General features: G+C 39.7%; 17 protein-coding genes. 14 read left to right on the top strand and 3 right to left on the bottom strand.

The annotated features are described in order from the left end of the window. Window positions 1–306: 306 nt before the first annotated feature. The 11 genes from AC2JBO_RS04160 (at window position 307) to AC2JBO_RS04110 (ending at window position 15,189) form a co-directional block, all read left to right on the top strand. Window positions 307–1,416, top strand: a complete 1,110-nt coding sequence (locus AC2JBO_RS04160; protein ID WP_496952363.1) for a glycosyltransferase — start codon at window positions 307–309, stop codon at window positions 1,414–1,416. 23 nt (window positions 1,417–1,439) lie between these two features. Then, on the top strand, window positions 1,440–3,680 hold the full coding sequence (locus AC2JBO_RS04155; protein ID WP_496952362.1) for a GumC family protein: 2,241 nt from the start codon (window positions 1,440–1,442) through the stop codon (window positions 3,678–3,680). Window positions 3,681–4,310: 630 nt separating this feature from the next. Then, window positions 4,311–5,123, top strand: coding sequence for a heterocyst development glycosyltransferase HepC (gene hepC, locus AC2JBO_RS04150; RefSeq protein WP_496952361.1), 813 nt, complete (start codon window positions 4,311–4,313; stop codon window positions 5,121–5,123). A 48-nt stretch (window positions 5,124–5,171) separates the two neighbouring features. Beyond that, window positions 5,172–6,995, top strand: a complete 1,824-nt coding sequence (gene hepA / locus AC2JBO_RS04145) for a heterocyst formation ABC transporter subunit HepA (RefSeq protein ID WP_496952360.1) — start codon at window positions 5,172–5,174, stop codon at window positions 6,993–6,995. A 448-nt stretch (window positions 6,996–7,443) separates the two neighbouring features. After that, window positions 7,444–8,469 carry a glycosyltransferase gene (locus AC2JBO_RS04140; protein WP_496952359.1) on the top strand — a complete coding sequence of 342 codons (1,026 nt, stop codon included), beginning with the start codon at window positions 7,444–7,446 and terminating at the stop codon, window positions 8,467–8,469. Between the two features lie 194 nt (window positions 8,470–8,663). Further along, window positions 8,664–9,644 (top strand): glycosyltransferase family 2 protein, encoded by a 981-nt coding sequence (locus AC2JBO_RS04135; RefSeq protein ID WP_496952358.1) that lies wholly within the window; start codon window positions 8,664–8,666, stop codon window positions 9,642–9,644. A 79-nt stretch (window positions 9,645–9,723) separates the two neighbouring features. Beyond that, on the top strand, window positions 9,724–10,608 hold the full coding sequence (locus AC2JBO_RS04130; protein ID WP_496952357.1) for a glycosyltransferase family 2 protein: 885 nt from the start codon (window positions 9,724–9,726) through the stop codon (window positions 10,606–10,608). 50 nt (window positions 10,609–10,658) lie between these two features. Beyond that, entirely contained in the window at window positions 10,659–11,849 is a 1,191-nt protein-coding gene (locus tag AC2JBO_RS04125) for a glycosyltransferase family 4 protein (RefSeq protein ID WP_496952356.1), read from the top strand. Then, window positions 11,776–12,741 (top strand): glycosyltransferase family 2 protein, encoded by a 966-nt coding sequence (locus AC2JBO_RS04120; RefSeq protein WP_496952355.1) that lies wholly within the window; start codon window positions 11,776–11,778, stop codon window positions 12,739–12,741. Before AC2JBO_RS04125 ends, AC2JBO_RS04120 begins: the two co-directional genes overlap by 74 nt. Next, window positions 12,722–14,206, top strand: coding sequence for an O-antigen ligase domain-containing protein (locus AC2JBO_RS04115; RefSeq protein WP_496952354.1), 1,485 nt, complete (start codon window positions 12,722–12,724; stop codon window positions 14,204–14,206). Before AC2JBO_RS04120 ends, AC2JBO_RS04115 begins: the two co-directional genes overlap by 20 nt. Before the next feature lie 38 nt (window positions 14,207–14,244). Next, a complete protein-coding gene (locus AC2JBO_RS04110; protein ID WP_496952353.1) occupies window positions 14,245–15,189 on the top strand; it encodes a hypothetical protein in 945 nt (314 codons plus the stop codon). Window positions 15,190–15,299: 110 nt separating this feature from the next. Here the strand turns inward: AC2JBO_RS04110 and AC2JBO_RS04105 are convergent, their stop codons facing one another. After that, complete coding sequence (locus AC2JBO_RS04105) at window positions 15,300–17,534, bottom strand: NHL repeat-containing protein (RefSeq protein WP_496952352.1); 2,235 nt, start codon at window positions 17,532–17,534, stop codon at window positions 15,300–15,302. Window positions 17,535–17,859: 325 nt separating this feature from the next. Here AC2JBO_RS04105 and AC2JBO_RS04100 point away from each other — a divergent pair, with 325 nt between their 5' ends. Together AC2JBO_RS04100 and AC2JBO_RS04095 are read left to right on the top strand one after the other, a co-directional pair. After that, window positions 17,860–19,428, top strand: a complete 1,569-nt coding sequence (locus AC2JBO_RS04100; RefSeq protein WP_496952351.1) for a TolC family protein — start codon at window positions 17,860–17,862, stop codon at window positions 19,426–19,428. A 365-nt stretch (window positions 19,429–19,793) separates the two neighbouring features. Next, window positions 19,794–20,492, top strand: a complete 699-nt coding sequence (locus AC2JBO_RS04095; protein WP_496952350.1) for an SDR family NAD(P)-dependent oxidoreductase — start codon at window positions 19,794–19,796, stop codon at window positions 20,490–20,492. A 27-nt stretch (window positions 20,493–20,519) separates the two neighbouring features. Here AC2JBO_RS04095 and AC2JBO_RS04090 read toward each other — a convergent pair whose 3' ends face one another. Then, window positions 20,520–23,693 (bottom strand): cation-translocating P-type ATPase, encoded by a 3,174-nt coding sequence (locus AC2JBO_RS04090; protein ID WP_496952349.1) that lies wholly within the window; start codon window positions 23,691–23,693, stop codon window positions 20,520–20,522. A 368-nt stretch (window positions 23,694–24,061) separates the two neighbouring features. Here AC2JBO_RS04090 and AC2JBO_RS04085 point away from each other — a divergent pair, with 368 nt between their 5' ends. Continuing rightward, complete coding sequence (locus AC2JBO_RS04085; RefSeq protein WP_496952391.1) at window positions 24,062–24,733, top strand: polysaccharide deacetylase family protein; 672 nt, start codon at window positions 24,062–24,064, stop codon at window positions 24,731–24,733. Window positions 24,734–24,804: 71 nt separating this feature from the next. Here AC2JBO_RS04085 and AC2JBO_RS04080 read toward each other — a convergent pair whose 3' ends face one another. Then, entirely contained in the window at window positions 24,805–25,143 is a 339-nt protein-coding gene (locus AC2JBO_RS04080; RefSeq protein ID WP_496952390.1) for a helix-turn-helix transcriptional regulator, read from the bottom strand. Window positions 25,144–25,336: the final 193 nt, after the last annotated feature.

Raw genomic sequence — 25,336 nt, 5'->3', positions numbered from 1 at the left:
ATTTAGTTAAAGCTCGGTATAGTAAAATAGTTCTAAAGTACTGGATGCACTGCTAGCTGCATCCGAAAGCTTTATTTGGGAGGAAGAGAGTTTACATAACTTAAAACTGTTAATAACCTCTTAGATATTTCCCATTAGATATTTTCCAATTATTTATCAATTATTCACCTATTGTTTACAAAACCTTTACTTAATATCCTATAGAAATATAAAAACTTTTTGTATTATAAAAGTCAGTCAAATCTATTATTTAATAATTTGTGATATTAACCAAAGCATAATTTATACAATTGTCAGGGAACTATTATGAAAATTGCTCTTGTCCATGATTACTTAACTCAGTGCGGTGGGGCAGAGCGTGTGTTTGAGTTACTTTGCAAGCGCTATCCCAAAGCTGATATTTTTACTTCTGTATACGACCGTGAACGAACAATTGATTTGGGAGAGAGAGCAGTTAACACTACTTTCTTACAAAATATTCCCGGCGCCGCTAAATATTTTCGGCTAATGGCGCCTCTATATTTTCCAGCGTTTCGGTCGTTAGATTTACAGTCTTACGACTTAATTATTAGCAGTAGCACAAGCTTTGCAAAAGCAGTACGGAAAAGACCGGACGCACGTCATATTTGCTTTTGTCATAATGTGACGCGCTTTCTGTGGGATACCGAAACTTACTTACGTGAGTACGGAGACTATCGTTACTTTGCTCCTCTCATTGAACAAATTTTTGATTACATGCGTCGTGTTGATTTGACATACGCACAAGAACCAGACCTGTATATAGCAAATTCGAGCGTAGTAGCTCGTCGAATTCAAAGCATTTACAGTAAGAGAGCAATAGTAGTCAACTATCCAATCGATACAAGCAAATTTCTGTTCTCGAATAGTAAGGACGATTACTATCTTGCCTCGGCGCGGATGATTAGCTACAAACGCCTTGATATAATAGTCGAAGCTTTTAATTGGTTAGGGTGGCCACTATTGATATCAGGCAACGGGCCGGAGCGGGAACGCTTAAAATCAAAGGCATTGAAAAATATTGAGTTTGTCGGACACGTTACTGATGCCGAGCGTACTCAGTTGTTTGCAAATGCAAAATCGGTTATCGTTGCAGCATTGGAGGATTATGGACTAGTTCCAGTCGAAGCGAATGCTAGTGGAACCCCTGTAATTGCTTTTGGTGCGGGTGGAGTATTAGACACCCAAGTACCAGGCAAAACTGGTGTGTTCTTTAAGCGGCAAACGCCTGAATCCTTACAAACAGCGCTTTTAGAATCCAGGGATATCTATTGGGATTATGAAAATATCCGCGAACACGCGGTATTGAATTTTTCAGAACAAGCGTTTTTTGGCAAGGTCGAAAAAGTCATCGACCAAGCATGTAGCTCGTATCAATTATCTAACACATTTAATTGATTTGTTCGCTGAGGGAAACTTACGTGATTCAGACCACAGTCAATCCAGTTTTAAATTCCGGAACTGACAATGACCCAGGATATGGGCAGTTGTTGTCAGTTTTAGTACGCAGACTTCCTTGGTTCTTGGCAGTCTTTTTATCATCACTTGCCATCGCTGGTTTTATTACTAAGAAAACGGCGCCAACTTATAAAAGTTCGATGCAGTTCTTGGTAGAACCAAACTATCAAGCAAAAACACAGTCAGGTGATGCCACACAAACTCAACAAAACCAATTTACTGACCCAAGCGTTCAGGTAGACACAGCAACACAGCTTAACTTGATGCGAAATACCGAGCATATTGAGAGAGCTGTGAAGGAACTCGAACGTGAGTATCCAGGTATTACTATCGGTGATATTAGAAAATCTTTAGCACTTTCTCAAGTTAAGGAAAAAGACGATAACCAGGCTACGAAAATTTTTCAGATAGAATACACAGATAAAGATAAAGTTAAAACGCAGCGAGTCTTAGAGGTGCTGCAAAAAGTTTATCTTGATTATAATAAAGAGCAGCAGAAAGACCGCTTAAAAAGAGGTTTGAAAGTAATCAACGAGCAGTTGGAAAAAGTACGCAAAGAGCTTGCTGATTCAGAAACTAGGCTTTTAAGGTTCCGCAAAACTCAAAATTTAACTGACCCAGAATCCGAAGCAAAAACACTTGAGCAATCTTTAACGACTCTTCAACAAGATGGACGCAACATCCGCGCGCAGTATCAAGAAGCAGTCGCGCGTTACGAGTCGTTACAGGAGCAACTCAAGCGTACTCCCCAAAATGCGCTTGTTTCCGCGCGGTTAAGTCAATCTACACGTTACCAAGCACTGCTCAACGAAATTCAGAAAACTGATTTAGCACTTGCGAAACAGCGACTGATATATACAGACGAAGCTCCGACTGTTAAAAAGCTAATTGAGGAAAGACAGCAACAACAGCAGCTTTTGCAGCAAGAAGTTGGCTCAACTTTGGGAGGAAATGTAAGTGCAGCTAATCTAAATCCACAAAACCTTCGCTCTCAAGGTAACGACAGTCAGATAGACCTTAACTTAGCTGGTAAACTAGTTGAGTCTCAAACCGATATATTAGGGTTACAAGCGCGTTATCAAAGTCTTGGAGAAAAAGAGCAACAATTACGTAATGATTTAAAACGATTCCCAGCGCTTTTAGCGGAATATAACCGTTTACAACCGCTTGTACAACTTAACCGCGAACGCTATAATCAGTTGCTGAAAACTGAACAGCAACTTCGACAAGAGCTTGATAAAGGTCAATTTGACTGGAAAGTCGTGGAAAAACCTCAACAAGGTGCCTTTATGGGTCCTTTGCTCCAGCAAAACCTATTGTTAGGTGGAGTTGTGGGATTGATTTTAGGAGGAGTTGCCGCTGCGATTCGCGAAGCTTCTGACGATTCGGTTCACACTACTGCTGAATTAGAAAAACAAATAGCAATACCCTTATTAGGAGCTACACCTAAACTTCCACCTGCTAAAAACAGGGAATCTGTAATCAAACTACCCTTTGGTAAACCAGAAGTTTCGTCACCTTGGACAATTCAGGTACTGCAATCTCCTCCACGCTGGGAATCCTTGGATTTAATATTCAAGAATATCGAACTTTTGAACACGGTTACAGCCCTTAAGTCATTGATGGTGACAGCAGCGTTACCTGATGATGGAAAGTCAGCTTTGTCATTAGGATTGGCAATGAGTGCCGCGCGTTTGCACAAACGAGTATTATTAATAGATGCAAATTTACGCGAGCCAACTTTACACAAACAACTCAACCTGCCTAACGAACAAGGACTTTCTAGCTTACTTGCCAGCGATATCGATTTACCAAATCAAATTAGTATCCAATCTAGTGGTTCATCTTATATAGATATATTGACATCCGGCCCTATACCTGCTGACCCTGCCCACCTTCTCAGTTCACCCCGGTTCCAGCAATTGATGGCAAAATTCGAGGAAAACTACGACTTAGTACTCGTTGATGCACCTCCAATTTTGGGATTAGTCGATGCATTGCTTGCTGGTTCAGCTTGCCGCAGTACCGTTATGGTAGCGAGCATCGGTCGGGTTACTCGTGGTCAACTTACTCAAGCAACAGCGATGTTGAGCAAATTAAACTTGATTGGGGTTGTTGCAAATGGTGTATCAAGCTCTGTAGCCACATATATTCCCTATGCTGCTCAACAGCAACGTTTAGCTTTGAAACAAGCTGAAAATTAATAGCTAAATAACAAACCAACCAAATATTTGGTTCTACCGTAGAGACGTGACATGTCACGTCTTTTTTATTTTATTATTTTATAGAATCGCTAACATAAAAGCGTAAAAATCCATTCATAATCCTTCAACTAAGTAAACATTCGCTTAATTCCCATATAGGCAAATTAAGATTTAATTAACTTGAATATTTTACTGTGCTAGAATAACAGTGTAACTACTTATCCTTTATAAAAATACAGGACGCAAAATTCATCATAGCTTAATAATCAAAGCAAAAAAGTCGATTGTGCTTGAAGAGTAAATGAAGAATTTAATTGTGATCTAGTTATCTTTACGAATTCTTATATCCTAGATATTAAATCTACTTCCAAAAATAAGAATGGACACATTAAAAGTATCTTCAACTTGTGCAAATGCATTTTGTGCATAATTTAATGATTATATATATATATATATAAATATATAAAATGCATTGATGATGTGGATTAAAGAGGTCGTGTTAACGCTCTCCAATCACACCTGTAATTTTTGGTAGTTTTTCAGCCCGCACTAAGATGCTCCTCGTGACTCAAAGGGCATTGGCCTTTGATATTACGTTAGCAATCTACCACCATAAAATGAAAAAGCGTTATGACAATATCTACTATTCGGGATTTAGAAAATAGTTTAATCCAAAGCCAAGAGGAAGAACGCACGTCTTACTGTACACTTGCTTGGCGCCGTGGTAAGTTGCTAGTTAGATCTGCTGGAAAAGTTCATCAACCATACTTGCCAGCAACTCATGAAAAAGAATCCTTGGTTGAGTGTCTCAAGCATTCTCCAGTAGATTTAGTTTGCATTGACCCAAAACTGGGTGAAGCAAGGGTGAAATTCTGGGCTGATGCCACTTGTTCTGCGGGTAAGCCAATATTTTTAAATATTCGGTCTGCTCAAACACAGCAAAATACTTTGAGTAAATGGCTAATCTTCTTGATTAATTGGGTTGTTGCCTTCGTGTTTATAGCCGCCGCTAGTCCAATAATGCTTGTATTAGCTGTAAGTTTGCGAGTTTACTTCAAAGAACCAGTGTTTTCGTTTAGTTGGTATGTTGGAAAGCGAGGTAAATTATTGCGTGCGATTAAATTCCGTACAAACATTGCTACTAATCAGACAAAGATTAACAGAGCCAGTAGCTGTGAAATTTGTTTAGAACAAAATAATAGGTCTTTAATGATACATTTGCTATACTTGGTAAATAAATATGGTATAGACAATCTACCCTTATTATTTAACGTGTTACGTGGAGAAATGAATTTAAGCGCGCAGCACTGCTGTTCTATTGAAGATGCAGTAAACTTAAGCAGGGAAGACCAAAGACAATTAAATCATGTTCCAGGCATCATAAGTTTGTGGCAAGTTAAAACTCAAACAAACGTTTTGCGTCTAGATCGTCAAATACTTTAGCTTTCATGTCTAAGGTAGTTATATTCATACGCTAAGAACGAAAAATCTATGCATCTCAAATTATCTAAGCTGCCTAATGAAGTATTGAAAGCTTCCAAGTTTTGGCAAAAAAACTATTATATCTTGCGTGAATTTAAACATTTCCGCAAGATAACGGTTTCAGCGATAATATTTACTTTATTTGCTGCGGTGTTTGAAGGGGTAAGCATTAGCTTTTTACTTGCATTTTTGCAAAGTTTAACTACTCCAAATGCACCTGTTGAGGAAACGGGGATTGTTGGTAAGATTGCGATATCAATCTTAGGGAATAATCCATCGCCAAATAACCGTCTTTATTTAATATCATTTTTGATATTACTAAGTACTTGGATACGCGCTGGCTTCAACTACTTTGCAGGAATCTATACAGAAAAGTCTCAACTAATTCTTGCTGACCGTTTGCGAAAGCAAATTTTTGAACAGTTACAAGCTTTTCCGCTATCGTACTTTACTGAAGCTCGTTCCGGAGAAATCATCAATACATTGACGACAGAAGTTGAACGACTCAAGCAAGTATTCAGCGCAATTGCTTTTATATTAACACGTGCGTTAGTAATAGTTGTTTATTTCATTTGCTTATTTTGTATATCTTGGCAGCTTACAGTCATATGTATTTTCGTCTTTTCATTGTTAGCTGTTGGATTAACAACTTTAAACCGACGAGTTAGAGAAGCAAGCTTTGGTATTTCTGAAGCTAATGGATTATTCAACTCAAATGCGCTTGAGTTTATTAATGGTATTCGCACGGTTCATGCTTTTGGTACACAAAATATTGAACGTCAGCGGTTTTATCAAAACAGTACAAACCTACTAAATGCATCAATTAAAGTCACATACGCTTGGACATTGGTCAAACCAATAGCCGAATGTATAATAATGACCGTTCTTATCTGTTTAATTATAATTTCGTTTACCAAGTTTACAATTCCTGCATATTCATTATTAACATTCTTTTTTGTATTAGTGCGGGTAACACCTAGTATTCAAGATTTAAACGGTACTTTAGCTTTTGTAAGTACATTAACAGGTTCGTTGGAAAATATTAAGGCTTTATTAAGAACTGAAGATAAAAGCTATTTCGTGAATGGCAAACTTGAATTTAATGGGTTAAAACATTCAATTGATTTTGTATCAGTAGATTTTGGCTATAACCACAATAAATTAATTTTGCGAAATATCAAGTTAACAGTAGAACGAGGTAGAACAACAGCGTTAGTTGGGAATTCAGGCGCCGGTAAAACAACTCTAGCTGATTTGATACCACGTTTTTATGACCCAACTGAAGGACAAATATTTATTGATGGCATTGACTTGCGAATGCTTGATGTGAAATCTTTTCGTAACAAGATGGCAGTCGTTAGTCAAGACACGTTTATTTTCAATACTTCTGTACGCGAAAATATTGCCTATGGTAAACGTGACGCGACAGATGAAGCTATTAGAGAAGCAGCTCGAAACGCAAATGCGCTCGAATTTATTGAAGCAATGCCTAATGGTTTCGATACTATACTAGGCGAACGTGGAGTAAATTTATCTGGTGGACAAAGACAGCGAATTGCTATAGCTCGCGCGCTTCTACGTGACCCAGAAATTTTAATTTTAGACGAAGCAACTAGCGCATTAGATTCTGTGTCCGAACGTTTGATTCAAGAATCTCTAGAGAAACTTTCGGCTGGTAGGACTGTAATTGCTATTGCCCATCGACTTTCCACAATTGCCAAAGCAGATAAAGTTGTTGTTCTAGAAGCTGGGTGTATAGTCGAACAAGGTATGTACGAAGATTTACTTAAATTACGTGGCAGCCTTTGGAAATATCATCAAATGCAGCATTAACTTCCTTTAATTAAAGATGACGAAACCTCCTCTGTTTTGAAACGTGGGAGGTAATTTATTGTGAATTAAAATAGATTGATAGATTGTATAGTTTTGATGTTGATTTTATACAGATTAATTAAGTTGTCATAGATGTAAAATAATTGTGCTAAATTTTTAATTACAGTCGATAAGTTTGCCGAAAAATTAAGGCTTACAGGCACTTTTAGTTTAAAAACTCTCTTTAGCACGCGCTTTGTACGCAAGAGCCTTCTATTCGAGGTCGGAACGAGCTTATTATTTCGCGCGATTTTTGATGAAAAATGTTTTATATGGTGTTTGTCAGTCAGTTAACGCAGATAATGTGCTTGCTGATTAATATTTAATTTAAAAGTTGGCTTTTTGTTGGAAATGCGCGCGTTTTTAACAAAAAACCAACAGTTAATTTACGCATAATACAGTTATCTTTATGAATAAGCCACACTTTGATTATTTAACTGTTGCACCCGTTCCCGCAGGAGTAAAACGCCCACTTTGGTCGGTAATGATACCCACCTACAACTGTGCTGAACTTCTACGTGAAACATTAACAACTGTGTTGATGCAAGACCCAGGTGCTGATGTCATGCAAATTGCAGTAGTTGATAACCACTCGACTAAAGATGATCCTGAAGCTGTTGTCAAAGAACTTGGCTCATATCGCGTTGAGTTCTACCGTCAACCGAAAAATGTGGGTAGTATCAACAACTTCCAGACCTGTTTGGAACTATCTCGTGGAAAGCTGATTCACTTACTACACAGTGATGATTTGCTTCAGTATGGTTTTTATGAAAAGCTGGCAAAGCCTTTTGACAAACACCCAAACCTTGGTGCAGCGTTTTGTCGTAGCGTATTTGTAGACCAACACTTGAATCAGGAAGGATTCTCCAGTTTAGAACTACCCGAAAGCGGCATTCTACCTTCTAGCTGGATTGTCGAACTTGCTAAACAGTGCCGAATTTCAGTACCTTCATTAGCAGTAGTGCGCCGCGAAGTCTACGAAACTATTGGCAGTTTCGACACTAGATGTGGTATCAGCGCAGATTGGGAGTTGTGGGTAAGAATATTCAAAAACTACTCCATCTGGTTTGAAACTGAACTTTTGGCAATGTGGCGCCGACACTCAGGTTCGAGTAATGCAACAAATGCAAAGAATCCTATCTTTATTCAAGAAAACTTCAATACAGTGAATGCGATTTTGGCTCAAGTTCCAAATGAAGTACACCGCAAAATTGCCAAAAAAATGCGACAAAATTGTGCATTTTTAGCTCTGGAATCAGCAGAATGTGAATTCAAGAAAGGAGATACCCGCAAAGCATATGCTCTTCTGAAGCAAGGACTTACATACAGTTCCTCCTATAAAGTCATGATGTCTAGTAGTCGGATTCTTTTGCAAAACGCCTTTTTAGCTTTGTTGGATCGACGTATTCGTGCATCCAATGGCAGTCTTACTTGATTGTAGGTTGGGTCTGGTAATACCTGTGCCCTAGCATTAATATAAAATTTAATATTTAACGTTTTATTCTTTACACAAATTTTGTATATGTGAAGGTATTGTTTAGATACGTATTTGTGACTAATCAATCTTCACAAAAACGCATAAACTAAAAAGAGCCAATCGTTAGTTAAGCGTCAGGGTATTCTCATATTATGACAATCACAGACGATGTGACAACGCAACAACCACTAGTTAGCGTTATTACTCCTACTTACAACCGCCCAGAGTATCTTAAACAAGCACTATCAAGTGCAGTTGCACAAAAATACCGCAATATTGAAATTATTGTTTCTGATAATTGCAGTTTGGAAAATCCTCAGTCATTGGTGGAGTCTTTTAACGACTCGCGAATTCGATTCTCACGCAATGACAGCAATATTGGCATGTTCGCTAACACAATAGGCGCCTTTAAAATGGCACGAGGTAAGTACGTTGCCTGTTTACTTGATGATGATATGTGGGAGGCAGACTTTCTTGAGAAGCTCGTTCCCCCTCTTGAAGCTAATCCTGATTTAACATTGGCTTTTTGCGACCATTATATTATGGATGCAGATGGAAAAATAGATCACGCTGAAACACAACAGAATTCTACCTTTTATAAACGGGCTAATCTACAAGAAGGAATTTATAAACCGTTTTATAAATTGGCACTGGTAGATAAAGCTGTATCCACTGCTACAGCAGCTGTAATTCGTCGCGATGCTATTAATTGGGATAGCGTTCCATCTGAAGTAGGAGGTTCTTGGGATATTTATTTAAACTATCTTGCCTGTCATTTAGGTCACGGTGCTTATTACTATCCAGCAAAATTGACTCGTTATCGCGCGCATGAGCAAACCGATACGATGCAAAGCGGTAGTCGCAATCATCAGGCTAAAATTCGGAAAGCTAGTGCTGATATTTTCTGTTACGAGCAATTTATGTCAGATAAAGAATTGCAAGAATTTAAACCTTATTTTTTACAACAATGGAGTTATATTAGTACAACTTTAGGAATTGGTTTAATGCGCTCGCAACAAACTCAAACCGCACGCAGTTATTTTTGGCGTTCATTGCGTCAAAAATTTAGTTTCCGAACCATTGCAGCATTAGTGTTGAGCTTTATCTCACCAAAAATAGCAGCAAAATTTTAGTGATAAAGCGGGGTTTTGACTGTAAAATTATACTAGCAAATAAATTTTATTACGTTATTAATAATCTTCAACAAAAACTATGCAAATTTCAGCTTGTATTACAACTAGAAACCGTCCAGAGTATCTTGATACCTGTTTAAAAGCGTTGTGGAATTCAACTATTAAACCACGTTTGGTTGTAGTTTCAGATGACTCGCAAAATCCTGAAACACAAGAAACTAATCATCAAATAGTTAAAAAATATCCAGGTACAAAATATATCTTAGGTCCGCAGATTGGAGTTTGCGGAAACCGTAATAATGCAGTCAAAGCAATTCCTCCGTCTGAAACTGATTATATTGCTTTTATTGATGATGATATTGATGTTGAACCAGATTTTATCGCGCGAGCAATTGCACGATATCAAGAAATAACTATCGAAAATCAACAGCGAACAATTTTGTCTGGTGTGAGTCGCGCTTATAATGGTAATGGCGAAATGGCATCAGGAAAACTAACATTTCGTGGTTATTTCTCTGCGACTACAGATACACCTCAAACAGTAGCAATTCACGCAGCGATATTTCCACGTGTTTTATTCGAGAAAGAACAGTGGGATGAAAATATATTTTTTGGCTACGAAGATGCAGAGCTTTGCTTGCGAGCAGTGCAACAGGGGTATAAAATTATTCACTGTCCCGATTTAAAAGTTACGCATATGGGAGCCGATAGCAGTAGTAGTATAAACGAGTCAAGAGGTAACATCACAAACTATGAAATATCGGTTGAAGCGGCTCGACTTTATGTAGGCATAAAAAGATATAAAGACTTATTTCCAAATCCATTCAAATTATTAGCTTTTGTAGTTTTATATGCTGTCCATATGACAGCTTATCTATTTAAACGGAAGGCAATAAATGTTTGGCCAGAAATTTTGCGTCGTTCCCAGATTCAACGCTTGTGGCAACCGTCTTTGAATGTTTAAGAGTTAACTATCATTCACGCTGTTTAATTCGTTTTACAACAGGATAAATTATGAAACTTTGCATAGTCACACCGTATGTTATGAAAGGTGATGGTCAGGGTAGAGCTAACTACGAAGTTGTTTGGGAAGCTATTCGCCGTGGTCATCATGTGACTTTAGTAGCAAGGAGAGTTGCTCCGGAACTTGAGGAACACAAATTGGTCAACTCGGTTCATTTTGATGTTGAAAAGTTTCCAACGGCACTTATTAAAGAAATGGTATTTTCTGCTCGGAGTGCAGCATGGCTTTCCAAACATCGTCATCAGTTTGACTTAGTGCAAGTGTACGGTGCTGTGACTTCGGCTTATGGAGATGTTAACACTTCCCAGTTCGTCCATACTTCATGGCGCCGTTCTCCAGTACATACCGCTCGTATTCATCCCAATCTTTATGGGTTGTATCATTGGGCTTATAGTGCGCTTAATGCTTATTGGGAAAAGCGAGCATTTCAACAAGCTAAATTGGCAATTGCTGTATCAGAAAAAATTAAGCAGGAGTTAATAACAGATCTTAATATTGAAAGTGAGCGTATTCACGTTATTCATAATGGTGTTGACATAGAAGAGTTTTTTCCAGGAGTTGGCGACCGTGAAAAGTTGGGCTTACCGTTAGGTGTAACTGCACTATTTGCGGGAGACATTCGTACCAATCGTAAAAATTTAGATACAGTACTTAAAGCACTTGTTAAAGTACCAAATTTAAATTTAGTTGTCGTCGGAAGTACTGAGGGTAGTCCTTATCCTCAACTTGCAGCATCTTTGGGCTTGAGCGAGCGCGTCCACTTTACTGGTTACCGTCGCGATATTGCCGAAATAATGCGTGCGGTTGATTTATTTGTGTTTCCATCGCGGTACGAAGCTTGTACTTTGGTATTATTTGAGGCAATGGCATCAGGTTTACCTGTTATTACGGCAACTTCTGCTGGAGGTGCAGAACTTGTGACTTCTGAATGCGGGTTTGTACTTTCTGACTCTGATGATGTAGATGGATTAGCACGTGCGCTAGAGCAACTTGAGCGCGATACCGAACTCAGGTCTAAAATGGGTCGAGTCGCTCATGCAGTTGCGAAAGAAAATACTTGGGTTAGCAAAGCACAACGCTACGTAGATTTGTTTGAGGTTTTCGTCAATGATAAGCATCACTGTAATTGTACCGACTTATCGCCGTCCGCTCGACCTAGCGCGATGTTTGGAGGCGCTTAAAAAGCAAACACTAAAACCATCACAAGTTATTGTTACCATAAGGGATACTGACGCTGCGACTTGGCAATTTTTAGAATCCTTTAACTGTCATGGATTACCATTACAAACTGTAAAAGTTGAGGTCGCGGGTGTTGTTGCTGCGATGAACTTGGGTTTGAGTGTTTCAGAGGGCGATATTATTGCTTTTACCGATGATGATGCTGCACCTCACCCCGACTGGTTAGAACGTATCGAAGCACACTTTGTTTCTGATGCTCAAATTGGAGCAGTTGGAGGACGTGATTGGCAGTACGTTGGGGAGCAAATCAAAAAAGCAGGTACATGCGAAGTTGTTGGGCGCCTGCAATGGTTTGGGCGAGTAATAGGCAATCATCACTTTGGCATTGGACCTGCTCGTGAGGTGGATGTTCTTAAGGGAGTTAACATGAGTTTTCGTCGTGGCGCCATCGAAGGAATGCGTTTTGACGAACGGATGCTGGGTACTGGCGCCCAAGTGCATTTTGAACTAGCATTTAATCTTGCTTTACGGCGCCGGGGTTGGAAAATAATTTTTGATCCAGAGGTAGCTGTGGACCACTACCCAGCGGTACGTTTCGATGAAGATAAACGTGACCAATTTAACGATATTGCTTGGTCAAATGCGGTACACAACGAAACCTTAACATTACTTGAACATTTTCCATTACCGCAACGTGTAATCTTTATGTGCTGGGCATTTCTTATTGGCACCCGTGAGGCACTTGGATTATTGCAATTGTTGCGATTACTACCTAGCGAGGGTCGGTTAGCACAACGTAAATGGTTAGCATCAGTGCGCGGACGCTATCAAGGATTGCGTGCTTACAAGCAAATTACTTCCAAATCCAAATATTATGCAGGTAGTCCCAATTAATTTCACCAATAGTAGTAAACAAGAACCCAATTCACTTATTGCATGGCTGGCGATTGGTGTGCTGATTTTATTTTGTATAATCGGCATTGGTGCAGGTGCGGCATCTTTGTTTAGACCGGGCTACATAGTCTTAACTTTCTTAGTAGGTCTTCTTCTCTACATTCGCCATCCGGTGTTATACACAGGTTTTACTTGGTGGATGTGGTTTATTACACCTCTAATTTCGCGCTTAATTGATTGGCGTTCAAGTTTTGATGAGTCCCGTTTGTTGTTGGTATCTCAATTTTTAGTAACGCTTATTAGCCTACATGCAGTATTTAAATACCTGCCGAAGTCTTATCGTCAGGGGGGTTTACCTTTTATTCTGGCTTTTGTTGGGGTAGGTTATGGTTTTTTAATTGGATTAATTAAAACATCTCCATTTGCTGCCGCACGTGGTTTACTTGATTGGTTAGTACCACTTAGTTTTAGTTTCTATTTATTTGCGACTTGGCGTAGCTACCCACAATATCAAAAAAACATCCAACGTGTATTTGTCTGGGGTGTATTAATAACTGGAGTATACGGAATTATACAGTACCTAATTGCTCCTGAATGGGACAAATTCTGGTTAATTAGTACAAAACTTACAAGTATGGGAGAGCCAGAACCTCTAAAAATTCGGGTTTGGAGTACGATGACTTCTCCTGGTCCATTTGCCTGCATGATGATGTCAGGATTACTGTTGTTATTTAACAACAAAGGATTTTTGACAATGCCAGCCGCTGGAGTTGGTTACTTATCATTTCTACTTACGATGATACGCGCAATGTGGGGGTCATGGGTTGTCGGATTTTTGGCGATGATAACTTCGATGCGCCCACGTTTGCAGATGCGTCTAATGACTACAGTACTGATAATGGTATTTTGCGTCTTACCGTTGAGTACGATGGAGCCATTTTCTGATGCTATAAACTCTCGTTTACAAAGTTTTACTAAGCTTGAGAAAGATGATAGTGCTAAAGTTAGACAACAAATATATGAGCGTGGTTTAAATAGCGCTTTAACAAATTCTTTAGGTAACGGTGTTGGTAATACATTTATTGTAGATGAGAGAGGAATTCTCGTACCCTTGGTTGTAGACAGTGGAATTCTAGATACATTTTTTACTCTTGGTTGGTTCGGCGCCTTACCGTATGTAGGTGGTATGGTTTTGATAGTAATCAAAATGTTACAACTACCTGATTTGCGTCGAGACCCATTTATGACTGCTTGTCGTGCTATTAGCATTGCCTGTATTACTTCGATACCAATTAGTAGCGCAATGTTAGGATTCAGTGGTATCTTCCTTTGGGGTTTTGCGGCTCTTGCACTTGCTGGGCATAAGAGTTATGAGCAACAGCGGTACGAATATTTACTTTATAACCAGTATTTAATGTCAGGTAATTCAAATGAATTAACGCCTACAAAGGGCGAAGATTTATGAGTATAATTGAATACAATTGTTAGTTAAGGCAAATTGTTATGAACACAGCTATTTGTACACTCTTTGAAAAAGATTATCATTACGGTGTTGCGGTACTAGTAAACTCGCTCTACAATCACGGCTTTCGCGGTGTTGTATGGGCGGGTTATCGAGGTCAATTGCCACCTTGGGCAAAAACTGTAAACGAAAAAGAAGGGTATCAGGAACTAGAGGTAGCTTCAGATTGCGTAATTAGATTTGTAAAATTAAATACTCAAAAGCACTTTGCATTTTATAAGCCCGATTTTATGTGGCAATTGATGGAAAATCATAGTCAAGAAGTCGATGCGTTGTTTTATTTTGACCCTGATATTGTTAATAAAATTAATTGGCAATTTTACGAAAAGTGGGTTAGCCGTGGAATAGCGCTTTGTGGAGATTGTTGGTATCAAGTCCCATCTAACCATCCTCGTCGTCTGGCTTGGCTGGAATTTGCTTCTAGTAAAGGTCTTGTCTGCGAACGTAATCTTGATTACAATTACAATAGTGGATTCATTGGTGTTCCAAAAGAATTTAAAAATTTCCTATTACTTTGGCAGAAATTAATTGAGATAGGTAACGAAGCAGGATATGCAGATTTACAAGATGTTTATGCTAGTGACACCTTGCATTTTTATCCGTATTTGCACGGTGACCAAACTTACTTAAATTTAGCTTTGATGTTATGTACTTTTCCATTAACAACGGTAGGACCGGATGGCATGGATTTTGTACCAGGTGGAATAGTAATGTCTCATGCAATTGCACCAAGCATCAAGCCGTGGCGTAAAAAAATAATTTTAAGTGCTTTACAGGCAGATGCACCTACTATTACCGACAAACTATATTGGCAACATTCTCAATCTCCAATACAAGTGTACTCTGAAAATACTTACAAGTGGAATAGATTTGCGTTGCGTTTAGGTTCAGCTATTGGTCGTTTTATGCGTAGAGGAGCAATGTAAAAAAAGGACATGGAATTGCTAACGCCAATTCCTACGTCCTTTTTTGTTGCTTGTTACTTGAAGATGCGTTTTTTGGCACCAATCATTAAAATCTTTTTGGAAGCAACTTCTTACTTCATCTGATACATAATCACCTTTGCCTTTAAATCATCCTCAACAAAAACTAAGTACTCACCATTAGAACGACGAAACGCGCGCACACCATAGGCAATATCAACCCAACCTAGTTGACCAGAAACTTCGGGACCTGGTTTTAATTTTCGGACAAGGGCGCCTGTGGATGTGTTATACACGTAAGTTTCCCAAGTTTTTACAGTAGTAGCAAAAACATAATCGCCAGCAACACTCATGGCAATAGGATTCAGAACCTCTTTTGGATCGCTTTTGTTGTCTGTTGGTAGCGTAATTCGCCATTTAGGTGTACGGTTGCTTTTGCTCCAATTGTCAACGCGAACAATTTCCGAACCAATTAACCCAGAATAATCGCCACCAATAGCAGGATGCTCTTTCGTGTACCCTGATAAATACATTGTGTCGGTTTCTGGAAAATATTCAATCCGCCGCAAATCGGTGAAAAAGCTTGGATGTGTTTGCTTTTGCATCGAAGCGTAGTTATAGATCAGATTGCCACTAGCATCAAGTCCTTGTAATGGATAATGGCGAATACCGATACCGTCCTGCGTTCGCAAACTTTTCCACATATCACCTTTAGAGTCAACCCACCAACCACCAATATAAGCATGGTCTTTACTGCGGTCATACTCGTTGGCTTCAAACTTGCCGTTACCGTTTTTGTCGCGCCATATCCACTCACCTGATGAAGGTTGGTAGGGAGGCCATTTGCCCTTGTCGAATGCTGGTTTGTCATCATCTCTACTACCGACAAAGATACCTGAAGGAATTGCAATCTCGCCATCAGTTGCTTGATTAAATCGATAGATTTGTATCGTTCCTCCGTACATATCCATCAAGAACATAAACTGCTTGCCTTTGATGCGGCGAATCCAAGTAGCATCAGGTGCTGTGTGCAAACGTGGGTCTTGGGGATATTTAATTGCATCAAGCGTATAACCTTTGTAAGTCCATTGTTTACCTGATGGCTTAGTATAATCCATCACAAAATGTTCTTGTTTGGTAAAGACATTGGCGCCCCCTGTAGCTGGGTCTGCATCAGCGTTATCAAGGAAATGCAAGCCTAACAATTGCCAAACAAGCTTTCCTTGAGGAGTAAATTTTCGTAAATCTACACCAGAACGGTTGAAGCCATCATTTGCAATATATATATTGCCGCTTTTATCGCTACCAACGCCGCTAATGCCGTAAAATTTCAAATCTTTGATTTCGCCTTTAACTCCTGCGTAAATACCACCCTTTTCACCAAAAGTACTCACTTGAGTTGGATTACCAGCAATATTATATATAAGTACTTGCTGCCTTTTACCATTGTCGGCAACTAGTAATCTACCTTGATTATCAACAGCAAGTGCGCTCGGTTTCTCTACATCTGTAATAGTTTCTTTTAGCTGCTTTCCATCTTTAGAATAATGCAAAACTTGGTTATTACTACCTTCTTGACTTTGAATTATCCATAGTGTGCCTTTGGTATCAACAGCTAACTGTCCAGGACTTGTAACTGCAAAGCTACGAACTTCTTGGAGAGTGTCTTTGTTATACACATGAATTTTATTTCCTTCTTTCTCGCTAGCAAATAACTCCCGACCCAGAGTTGCTAGTCCGGTGACTTCGTTTTTGGTGCTAACGATTAACATGCTTTTATCCCAACCATGTCCTCCAGAGAATGGTGCGGGTTTTCCTGACAAGTTGTAACGCCGCACACAATACCAATTAGTTCCTTTTGGAGGATCTTCTTGATCTGGATGACCGCTATGGGATTGTTGCATAGCAACGTAAATGTATTTATCATCTGCCGTTACTGCAACCCCACCAAGTCTTCCCCAACCATGTAAATCAAGAGCTTTGCCAACAACATCTCCATTTTTATAAATTCCAGCTTCTCGCGTTGCTTCGTCCCAATAGCTATTTGTATAAACAGTACCATCAGACCCTACGTACATTCCGTTAATTTGGATTTGCACCCACTTGTCATTATTGCCAAAAGTATTGCCTATCCAAGATGTTTTATAAGCGTTTACAGCAAAGCCGCTTGTTGCTAAATGTATGACCACTAAAAGTGAAGCCACGAATACTCCAGTAGTGGCAAGTAAAAATCTTCTTGTTCTCATCTTCCACAAATGACTATTTTTGAAGACTGAATTTTTTAAATTTATACCTTGCTTACTTATAAAGCTAACTATTTCTCGTCGGCGCCATAGCTTCGGTTTCATAAACTACAACCATAAAATTAGTAAGTTATGTTAATACACTTATGACAACAATTAGATAAAGCTTGTATTAATTTTTGAAGAATAATTTGAAGGGTTCAAGGTAGGCAATAGTTAATGGCTAACAGTACATAAGATAATTTTGCGATTAGCTTATTATTTATTTCCCTTCAAAAAGTGCATCGCTTCAAAACAGTCACTTGCTTGACTTTATAACCAAAATATGAGCCGAGAAAAACACCTCGCTTGAAACTTGTTTCAATCTCGTTTCAATCTCGTTTCAACCTTTAATCAACATATCGCGCTATACACCCAACACGCACCATCTATGAATCTATACCGATTTTTGCTGCATTCTTCTTGGGTTGCTATTGCTTTAGCTTTTTTGTTTCCCACTTCGATCAAAAATGCTGAAGCTAAAACTTTAACAGAACAAAAAAGCAAAGTTGGGGAAGCGGGTAGGGGTAATAATATTGAACGTGGTAAGGAAATAGCTCAACCTATCCCACAAGAGGCAGCAAAGCTAGGAGGAATTGTTTCTCTGTCTCCTGCTCCCTCCCCCACTGCTCCAGAAGTTCCCCCTGCCTCAAAAGCTCTCCCTGCTTCACCTCCGGAACTTCTTTTCCCAACCAAACCAGAGGAAGTTCAAATTCGACAAAACCAAGCAATAACGCTGACTCAAGCGCTAGAAATCGCGCGTCGAAACAACCCACAATTGCAAACCTCGCTGCTTGAACTTGAACGTAGTCGAGCATCACTACGAGAGTCACAAGCTGCACTTTATCCTACTGTTAATATCAATGGCGGCATTACAAACAGTAAATCAGCTAGTGACACACTTTCTGTAGAATCAGGTGTGGCGCCTCCAGGTAGTGATAAAGCTAGAACAGCTTTTAACGGACGAGCCGAAGTTAATTACAATATTTATACTTCAGGTCGCAGAGCAGCAAGTATTCGTCAAGCTGAGGAACAATTAAGAATTGACGAGTTAAGTGTAGAAACGCGGTTTCAAGAAATCAAGCTTCAAGTTACTAGTCGTTACTACGATTTACAAGCTGCTGACGAACAAGTACGTATTAGTAGTGCGGCAACAGAAAATGCAAGCGCAAGTTTACGTGATGCTCAAGCACTTGAACGCGCGGGTGTTGGTACAAGGTTTGACGTGTTGCGTTCGCAGGTAAATTTTGCTAACGCTCAACAAGACTTAGCAAACGCGCGTGCTAGACAGCAAATTTCACAGCGGCAATTAGTAGCATTATTAAACATACCGCAGACCATTAGTATAAGCACTGCCGACCGGGTAGAAATAGCAGGGTTATGGAACCAACGACTTGAACAAACAATAGTCCAAGCGTTTCAAAACAGACCTGAGCTACAACAGCGTCTAGCAGAACGTAATATTGGTGAACAGCGACGTAAATTTGCTTTAGGACAACTTGGACCACAAGTTGCGCTAGTTGCAAGTTATGAAGTCTTAGACCAGTACAACGACAGTGTTGGCGCAAGCAATGGATACTCAGTAGGTGTGCGAGCAAATTGGAATTTATTCGATGGAGGTGCAGCACGAGCGCAAGCAGCACAAGCGAAAGCAAATATTGCAATAGCAGAAAGTAATTTTGCAAACCAGCGTAACCAAATTCGTTTTGAAGTCGAACAATACTATGCTCAGTTGCAGTCAAATTTAGACAACGTGCAAACAGCAGCAGCAGCAGTAGACCAAGCGACTGAAGCACTACGACTCGCGCGTTTACGGTTTCAAGCTGGTGTTGGTACACAAACCGACGTTATCGCAGCAGAAAACGACTTAACACGCGCGCAAGGTAATCGCGTCACTGCTATTCTGGACTATAACCGCGCGTTCGCTAATTTACAACGCTCCGTTTCTGCTAGAACCTAGTAATTTTACTTGTCATTCTGAGCGAAGAGAAGAATCTTAAAAATTTCGATATTTATGAGATGCTCCACTGCGTTCAGCATGACAATGAATAAATATTTTTCAATATGCTTTTTAGAGGCGCCATTAAAAAATTTACTGTTTGTGACAAATAATTATTTAATCTTTTAGCTTTATTTGCTGGCTTTTGAACAACTTTAACGCTTAGTTTCGTTTCATAATAAATCGATTTGAATTTTTAACTTTATTTCTATAATTAGAATATCCACCATGTAGGCGCTTTAGCAGGTGATACCTACTATACGAGATGAAAAATGAAAAAGGCTAGTAGTGTAAAATCTAGAAAAATTTAGATAAAACTTGCGCTTATGGCAGAAAATATACTGATTATTGGTGGTAGTCGTGGGATAGGTCTTGCAGTAGCAGAACATTACCACAACAAAGTAGATAACCTGGTGTGTGTTTCGAGAAATGCATCAAAATATGGAAAGTGGATTGAAGCTGATATTTCAAAGCAGGAAGGTATTGACAAAGTTGTTACAGCTTTTGATAGTAGTCCTTTAGATGCGCTTTTGTTTCTTGGGGGAACTTGGGAAAAAGGCGCCTTCACCAGCGATTATAATTTTATCAATAGTAGTGATGAAGAAATTGACCATGTAATCGCTGTTAATCTTATAGCTCCTGTTAAACTAACAAAAGGATTAATATCGTCTTTGAAAAAATCTCAGGCACCAAAAGTAATTTTTATTGGCTCATTATCAGGTCTAGATAATCAAGCATCAAGAGAAGTAGCGAATACAGCTTCTAAATTTGGACTACGTGGCGCCGCACAAGCGTTACAGATTGAACTTAGTAACACTGGGATTGGTTTTACAGTAATTAACCCTGGAAATATTGCAACACCTGAAGTATTAAACGATATCGCGAGTAATACTTTTTCTCCTCAAGTTCCTATCCCACTTAGCGATTTAATATCTGTTATTGATTGCTGTCTTAAACTTTCGCGCGCGTCGTGTATGTCAGAAATAAATCTTGCACAATTAAATCCCCCCAACCCCCCTTATTAAGGGGGGTTGGGGGGAGCAACTATGTGACTACACAGGCGAGACGCCTATGCTACGTGTGATAACATACTCACGTTCTTTGGTAGGTGTGAATGTATAATTCGATTTGTCTTCGCTATCGGGCAAAATTGTAATATATTTGCCTTCGTTTTTGCGGTCACGCGATACAAATTCTTTTCGACCCTCATTAACCAAGAAAGGAAGTACAGCACTGGCGCCAATAACCACCATATCTACTAGGTTAATTGGTGCGATTTGCAACAATCCTTTGAGTCCAGGTACGGTAGCAGCAGCAATTTGTAACGCGAACGAACCACCCAAAGCAATATTCAAGTACTTGTTTTGTGGTAATATCTTACCGCTAAATATGCTGTGGGTTTGCGAACGGCAGCTTAGAGCGTACATTAACTGTGCCATTGTTAAGCTCATAAAGCCGATGGTGCTAGCAGTAGCTCCAATACCGTAACGGTTGATAGCATAACCATAGGCGCCCAAAGCACTTGCTGACATTATCGCTGACTCGCCAACGATGCGTCGGAAGTCGGAATTTTTGATAATTGGTTCCGAGGGGTCACGCGGTGGCGCCAGTAATACATCTGGTTCTGGAGCTTCCATTGCAAGTCCGAGCGCAGGGAAGATATCTGTCACTAAGTTCAACCATAGTAACTGCATGGCTGTCATTGGTTCACCAATACCAGCAGCAGTAGCCGCGAGCATCACTATAATTTCACTGGTGTTGGTTGATAATAAAAAGTGAACAGATTTACGAATGTTGTTGTAGATTGTGCGTCCATGACTAACAGCTATAATCATGGTTTCCAAGTTGTCGTCTTCGAGGATGATATCCGCAACTTCACGGGCAACATCAGTACCACTATGCCCCATTGCAATACCGACGTTAGCAGCTTTGAGCGCGGGAGCATCGTTAATTCCATCCCCCGTCATTGCAACAATTTTACCTGCGTTTTGTTGTGCTTGGACGATTTGGAGTTTGTTTGCGGGACTAATACGCGCGAAAACGTTTACTCTGTCGCAGAGTCCTTTAACTACTTCTGGGTCAACTTGTTCGAGGTGGGTTGAGTCGAGAATTTCTAACTGTTTGCCCTGGCTAAGATTTAATTCTTTACCAATAGCATAAGCGGTTGGACTTTGGTCGCCAGTAATCATTACGGTATTGATACCAGCAGCGTGGAAACCTCCCATTAGTTCCTTCACACCTTTACGGATGGGGTCTGCCATTCCCACTAGTCCTAGCCAAATTAACTCACTGTCGGCATTGATCTCATCCGACTCTTGAATTAAATAAGCAACTCCAAGAACACGCAGTGCTTTACCTGCCATATCCTCGTTATCATTCTCAATTAATTGTCTATCAGCATCAGTTAAAGGTATTTGCTGACCGTTTTTGAGTTGATGACTACAAAGCGCTAATACTTCGGATGGACTGCCTTTAACTGCAACGAGTTTTTGATTATTGTCAGGTGTATTGTGCAGCGTCACCATGTAATTACGCGCTTGCGAACGGTGACTAATTTTCTGCAACGGATAATTTTCGCGCAGACTGTTTACGTTAACCCCAGCATTTATTGCTAAGTCGATCAGCGCATTTTCTGTTGAAGAACCTTTTACGGTGTAATTGTTTGCTTTGTTCGGTTCTGATTTTCCTTCCTCGATAATGCTTTCGTTACAAAGCACCAAAATATGCATTAACTTCAGCACTTGCTCGTTGCTATAAGGGTTAATAGACTCATCCCCAACACGTAACTTGTCATCAGCAACATCAATACATCTACTATCTGCATACAACTCAACAACCGTCATCCGGTTAGCTGTAATGGTGCCAGTCTTGTCCATACAGATAGTTTGTACAGAACCCAACGTTTCTACAGCATCAAGGCGCCGAATTAGTACGTTATGCTTCCGCATGTTAGCGATACCAAGCGCTAATGTAGTCGTTGCCACCGTTGGTAGTCCTTCTGGTACTGCTGCTACAGCCAAGGAAATTGTTGACTTGAGCATTTGCAGCACGCTATTACCGCGCAACAAACCAATGCCAAATACAACTGCACAAATGGCGCCACTAATTACAACAAGCTGACTTCCTGCTTGGTCGAGTTGTTTTTCCATTGGGGTTTCAGGTGTCGAAGCTTCACCAAGCATCGCCTGAATTTTACCCATCTCGGTATATTTGCCCGTTGCAACAACTACCGCTTTTCCTTGTCCCCCTGTCACCAAAGTACCCATGTAAACCATGTTTACCCGGTCACCTAAAGCTACCTTTTCACTTTCGAGAACTGCGGTAGACTTACCAACAGGCATACTTTCACCTGTTAATGCCGACTCATCAATACTTAGGCGTTCAGCTTCAATTAAACGTGCATCTGATGGTACATAGCTACCAGGTTTGAGAACTATAATATCGCCTCGGACGATTTCTTGGGCACTTATTTCAACACTGTTACCGTCACGAATAACTACTGCCGTCGGCTTAACTATGTTTTGAAGCGAGCGAATTATCCTTTCAGAATTGCTTTCAGTTGCAAACCCAATTCCTGCATTGATAACGACCACTCCCATGATTACAGCAGCATCCAGTAACCCACCCGTAGCCACAGATACCCCAGCGGCAACTGCTAAAAGCCCTACAGGTAGTGATTTAAACTGGTCAACAAACATACTTAACCCAGAACGCGCTTTCGCTTGCGGCAGGGTGTTCAAACCGTACTTTTTGAGTTTGCGAGCAGCTAAGTCACTTGATAAACCTGATACATCTGATGTTTGTAACTGGGCAATTACCGTATCAGCAGAATATACGTGCCAAGGTGCTATCTCTTGCGCTTTGGTTTCGGTAATCTCGCGTGACTTCTTCGTTCTCTTGTTAGCTTGGTGGATTTTTTTCGTTACCAAGATGACAGAATTTTTATTTTGTTTTTGGTATTCAAAAACTAGATTTTCAATCAGCGATGCAAGACCCGACGAACTGCGCGCTGGTTTATACGTCACCAGCATATTTCCTGTGACTGGGTTGGCAGAAGCACAACAAATATCATTGTATTCTGACAATCTCAACTCTAGGTATTTCTTAAGAGCATTTGAACCCTGAAGACCATTAACTTTATACCTAGCCCTCCCTTTTACCGAAGTGTGTACTTCCTTAACAGCAGGAGCAATACGGCGCCGGGAGATGTTACAGTTTTTGTTCATTTCATGCAGTTGTGAAAAATACTATTTACTCGGAAGTTTTTTATTCTACTGCATAAATTTAGGTATTTTCCACCTTTTTGTAATTATCTTTAAATAACTTATTAATTTTCTCAGAAACGCAATCAGTAAAAAATATCGCTTTAAAGCTTATGTAGCTATATCATCACCTAAATAAAAAGCATCTATAAGTTAGCTGAGTATATTATAAGCCAAAATATATAACTTGTTCTATATATTCTATATAATTATGTACAAGAATTAAAATTTAAAACATGTTTATTATCAGTGTAGTAAAATTGACACTCCTACATCTGTGAAAATATTTGCTAGAGTTTTAATAAGCTTGTTCTATTAATTTTTATTCAATGTTGCAGTTTGCACCCTTGTATCCTTTTATCTATCGTGTTCTCCAACCAAGTTTTCCTAACTGCCTTTGGACGGGTGACAAGAATTGTAAAAAAGTTGCTCTCACTTTCGATGATGGTCCTCATCGGACGTACACACCGCAGTTACTTGCTGTTTTAGACCATTACAAAATTCCTGCTAGCTTCTTTTGGTTAGGTGTTTGTGTAGAACGGGCGCCGCAAGTAGCTAAGATGATATACAGTCGTAACCACTGGATAGGTTTACACGGTTATGACCATCGCAATTTTCCAATGCTCTCGCCAGCCGAACTTAAAGATAGTTTGGAGAAAACGCAAGCAGCTATCCAGAGTGCCTGTAATATAGCACCAGAATTACTTCGTGATGTTAGACCACCAAATGGTTTTTTTACTCCTAACACTTTAAAACTATTAAAACAGTGGAATTACCGCCCAGTTATGTGGAGCGTTGTACCAGAAGACTGGGTACGACCTGGTGTTAACACAGTACTTCAGCGTGTACTAAGCCAAGTTCAAAATGGCTCTATTATAGTTCTGCACGATGGCTACTTTGGGGGTGAGGATGTCGCCGAAACTACAGCAGCTTTAATACCCAAGTTACTAGAACGAGGCTATGAGTTTGTTACTATTAATACCCTGCATAATGTTTCAAGCTGAAACAATTTTGGATTTTAGATTTTGGATTTAGGAATAAATCTAAAATCTAAAATCTAAAATCTAAAATCTATTTATTCCCTAAGTCCCACTCCTTCAGCAGTATTTTCCTGCTTCGAGTCGGCACCTATCGGTTGTTCGGTTCCTAAAAGGCTACGGATGTCATTCAACGAACTCGGTATCGCTACCTTCTCGTCGGATGAGTCGCTTACATACTCAATTAAATCCTCAACTTGGCAATTAAGCGCTTTACAAAATTTTACTATCCGCTCAATATGGTCGGCGCCAGTCCTTCCGCTTTCCCAGTTTTGAATCGTACTTTCGGTAACACCGACAAGACGGGACAACTCTAACTGAGTCAAGCCAGCCCTTTCGCGTAATGTCGCTATCCTTGGTTTTGCTTTCCGTTTCACAGTTACAGCACTCATTGTCTAAACTTACTAGTCGTTTATCGTAACACCAAAAAGAAATTACGCCCAAAAATTTTAACCAAGACCTTGACAGCCTTAAAAATTTAGGTTAAAAATATTAGGTATAGAGAACACACACGCTGATTGAACTGAGTGAGTTCTTATCAGCTACTTACGCTCGATTGATTAAATCAAG

Source organism: Calothrix sp. CBUCES-K 9914, assembly GCF_059640475.1.
Note: the sequence above shows the minus strand (reverse complement) of the source record. Positions and strands in the feature narration are given on the sequence as shown.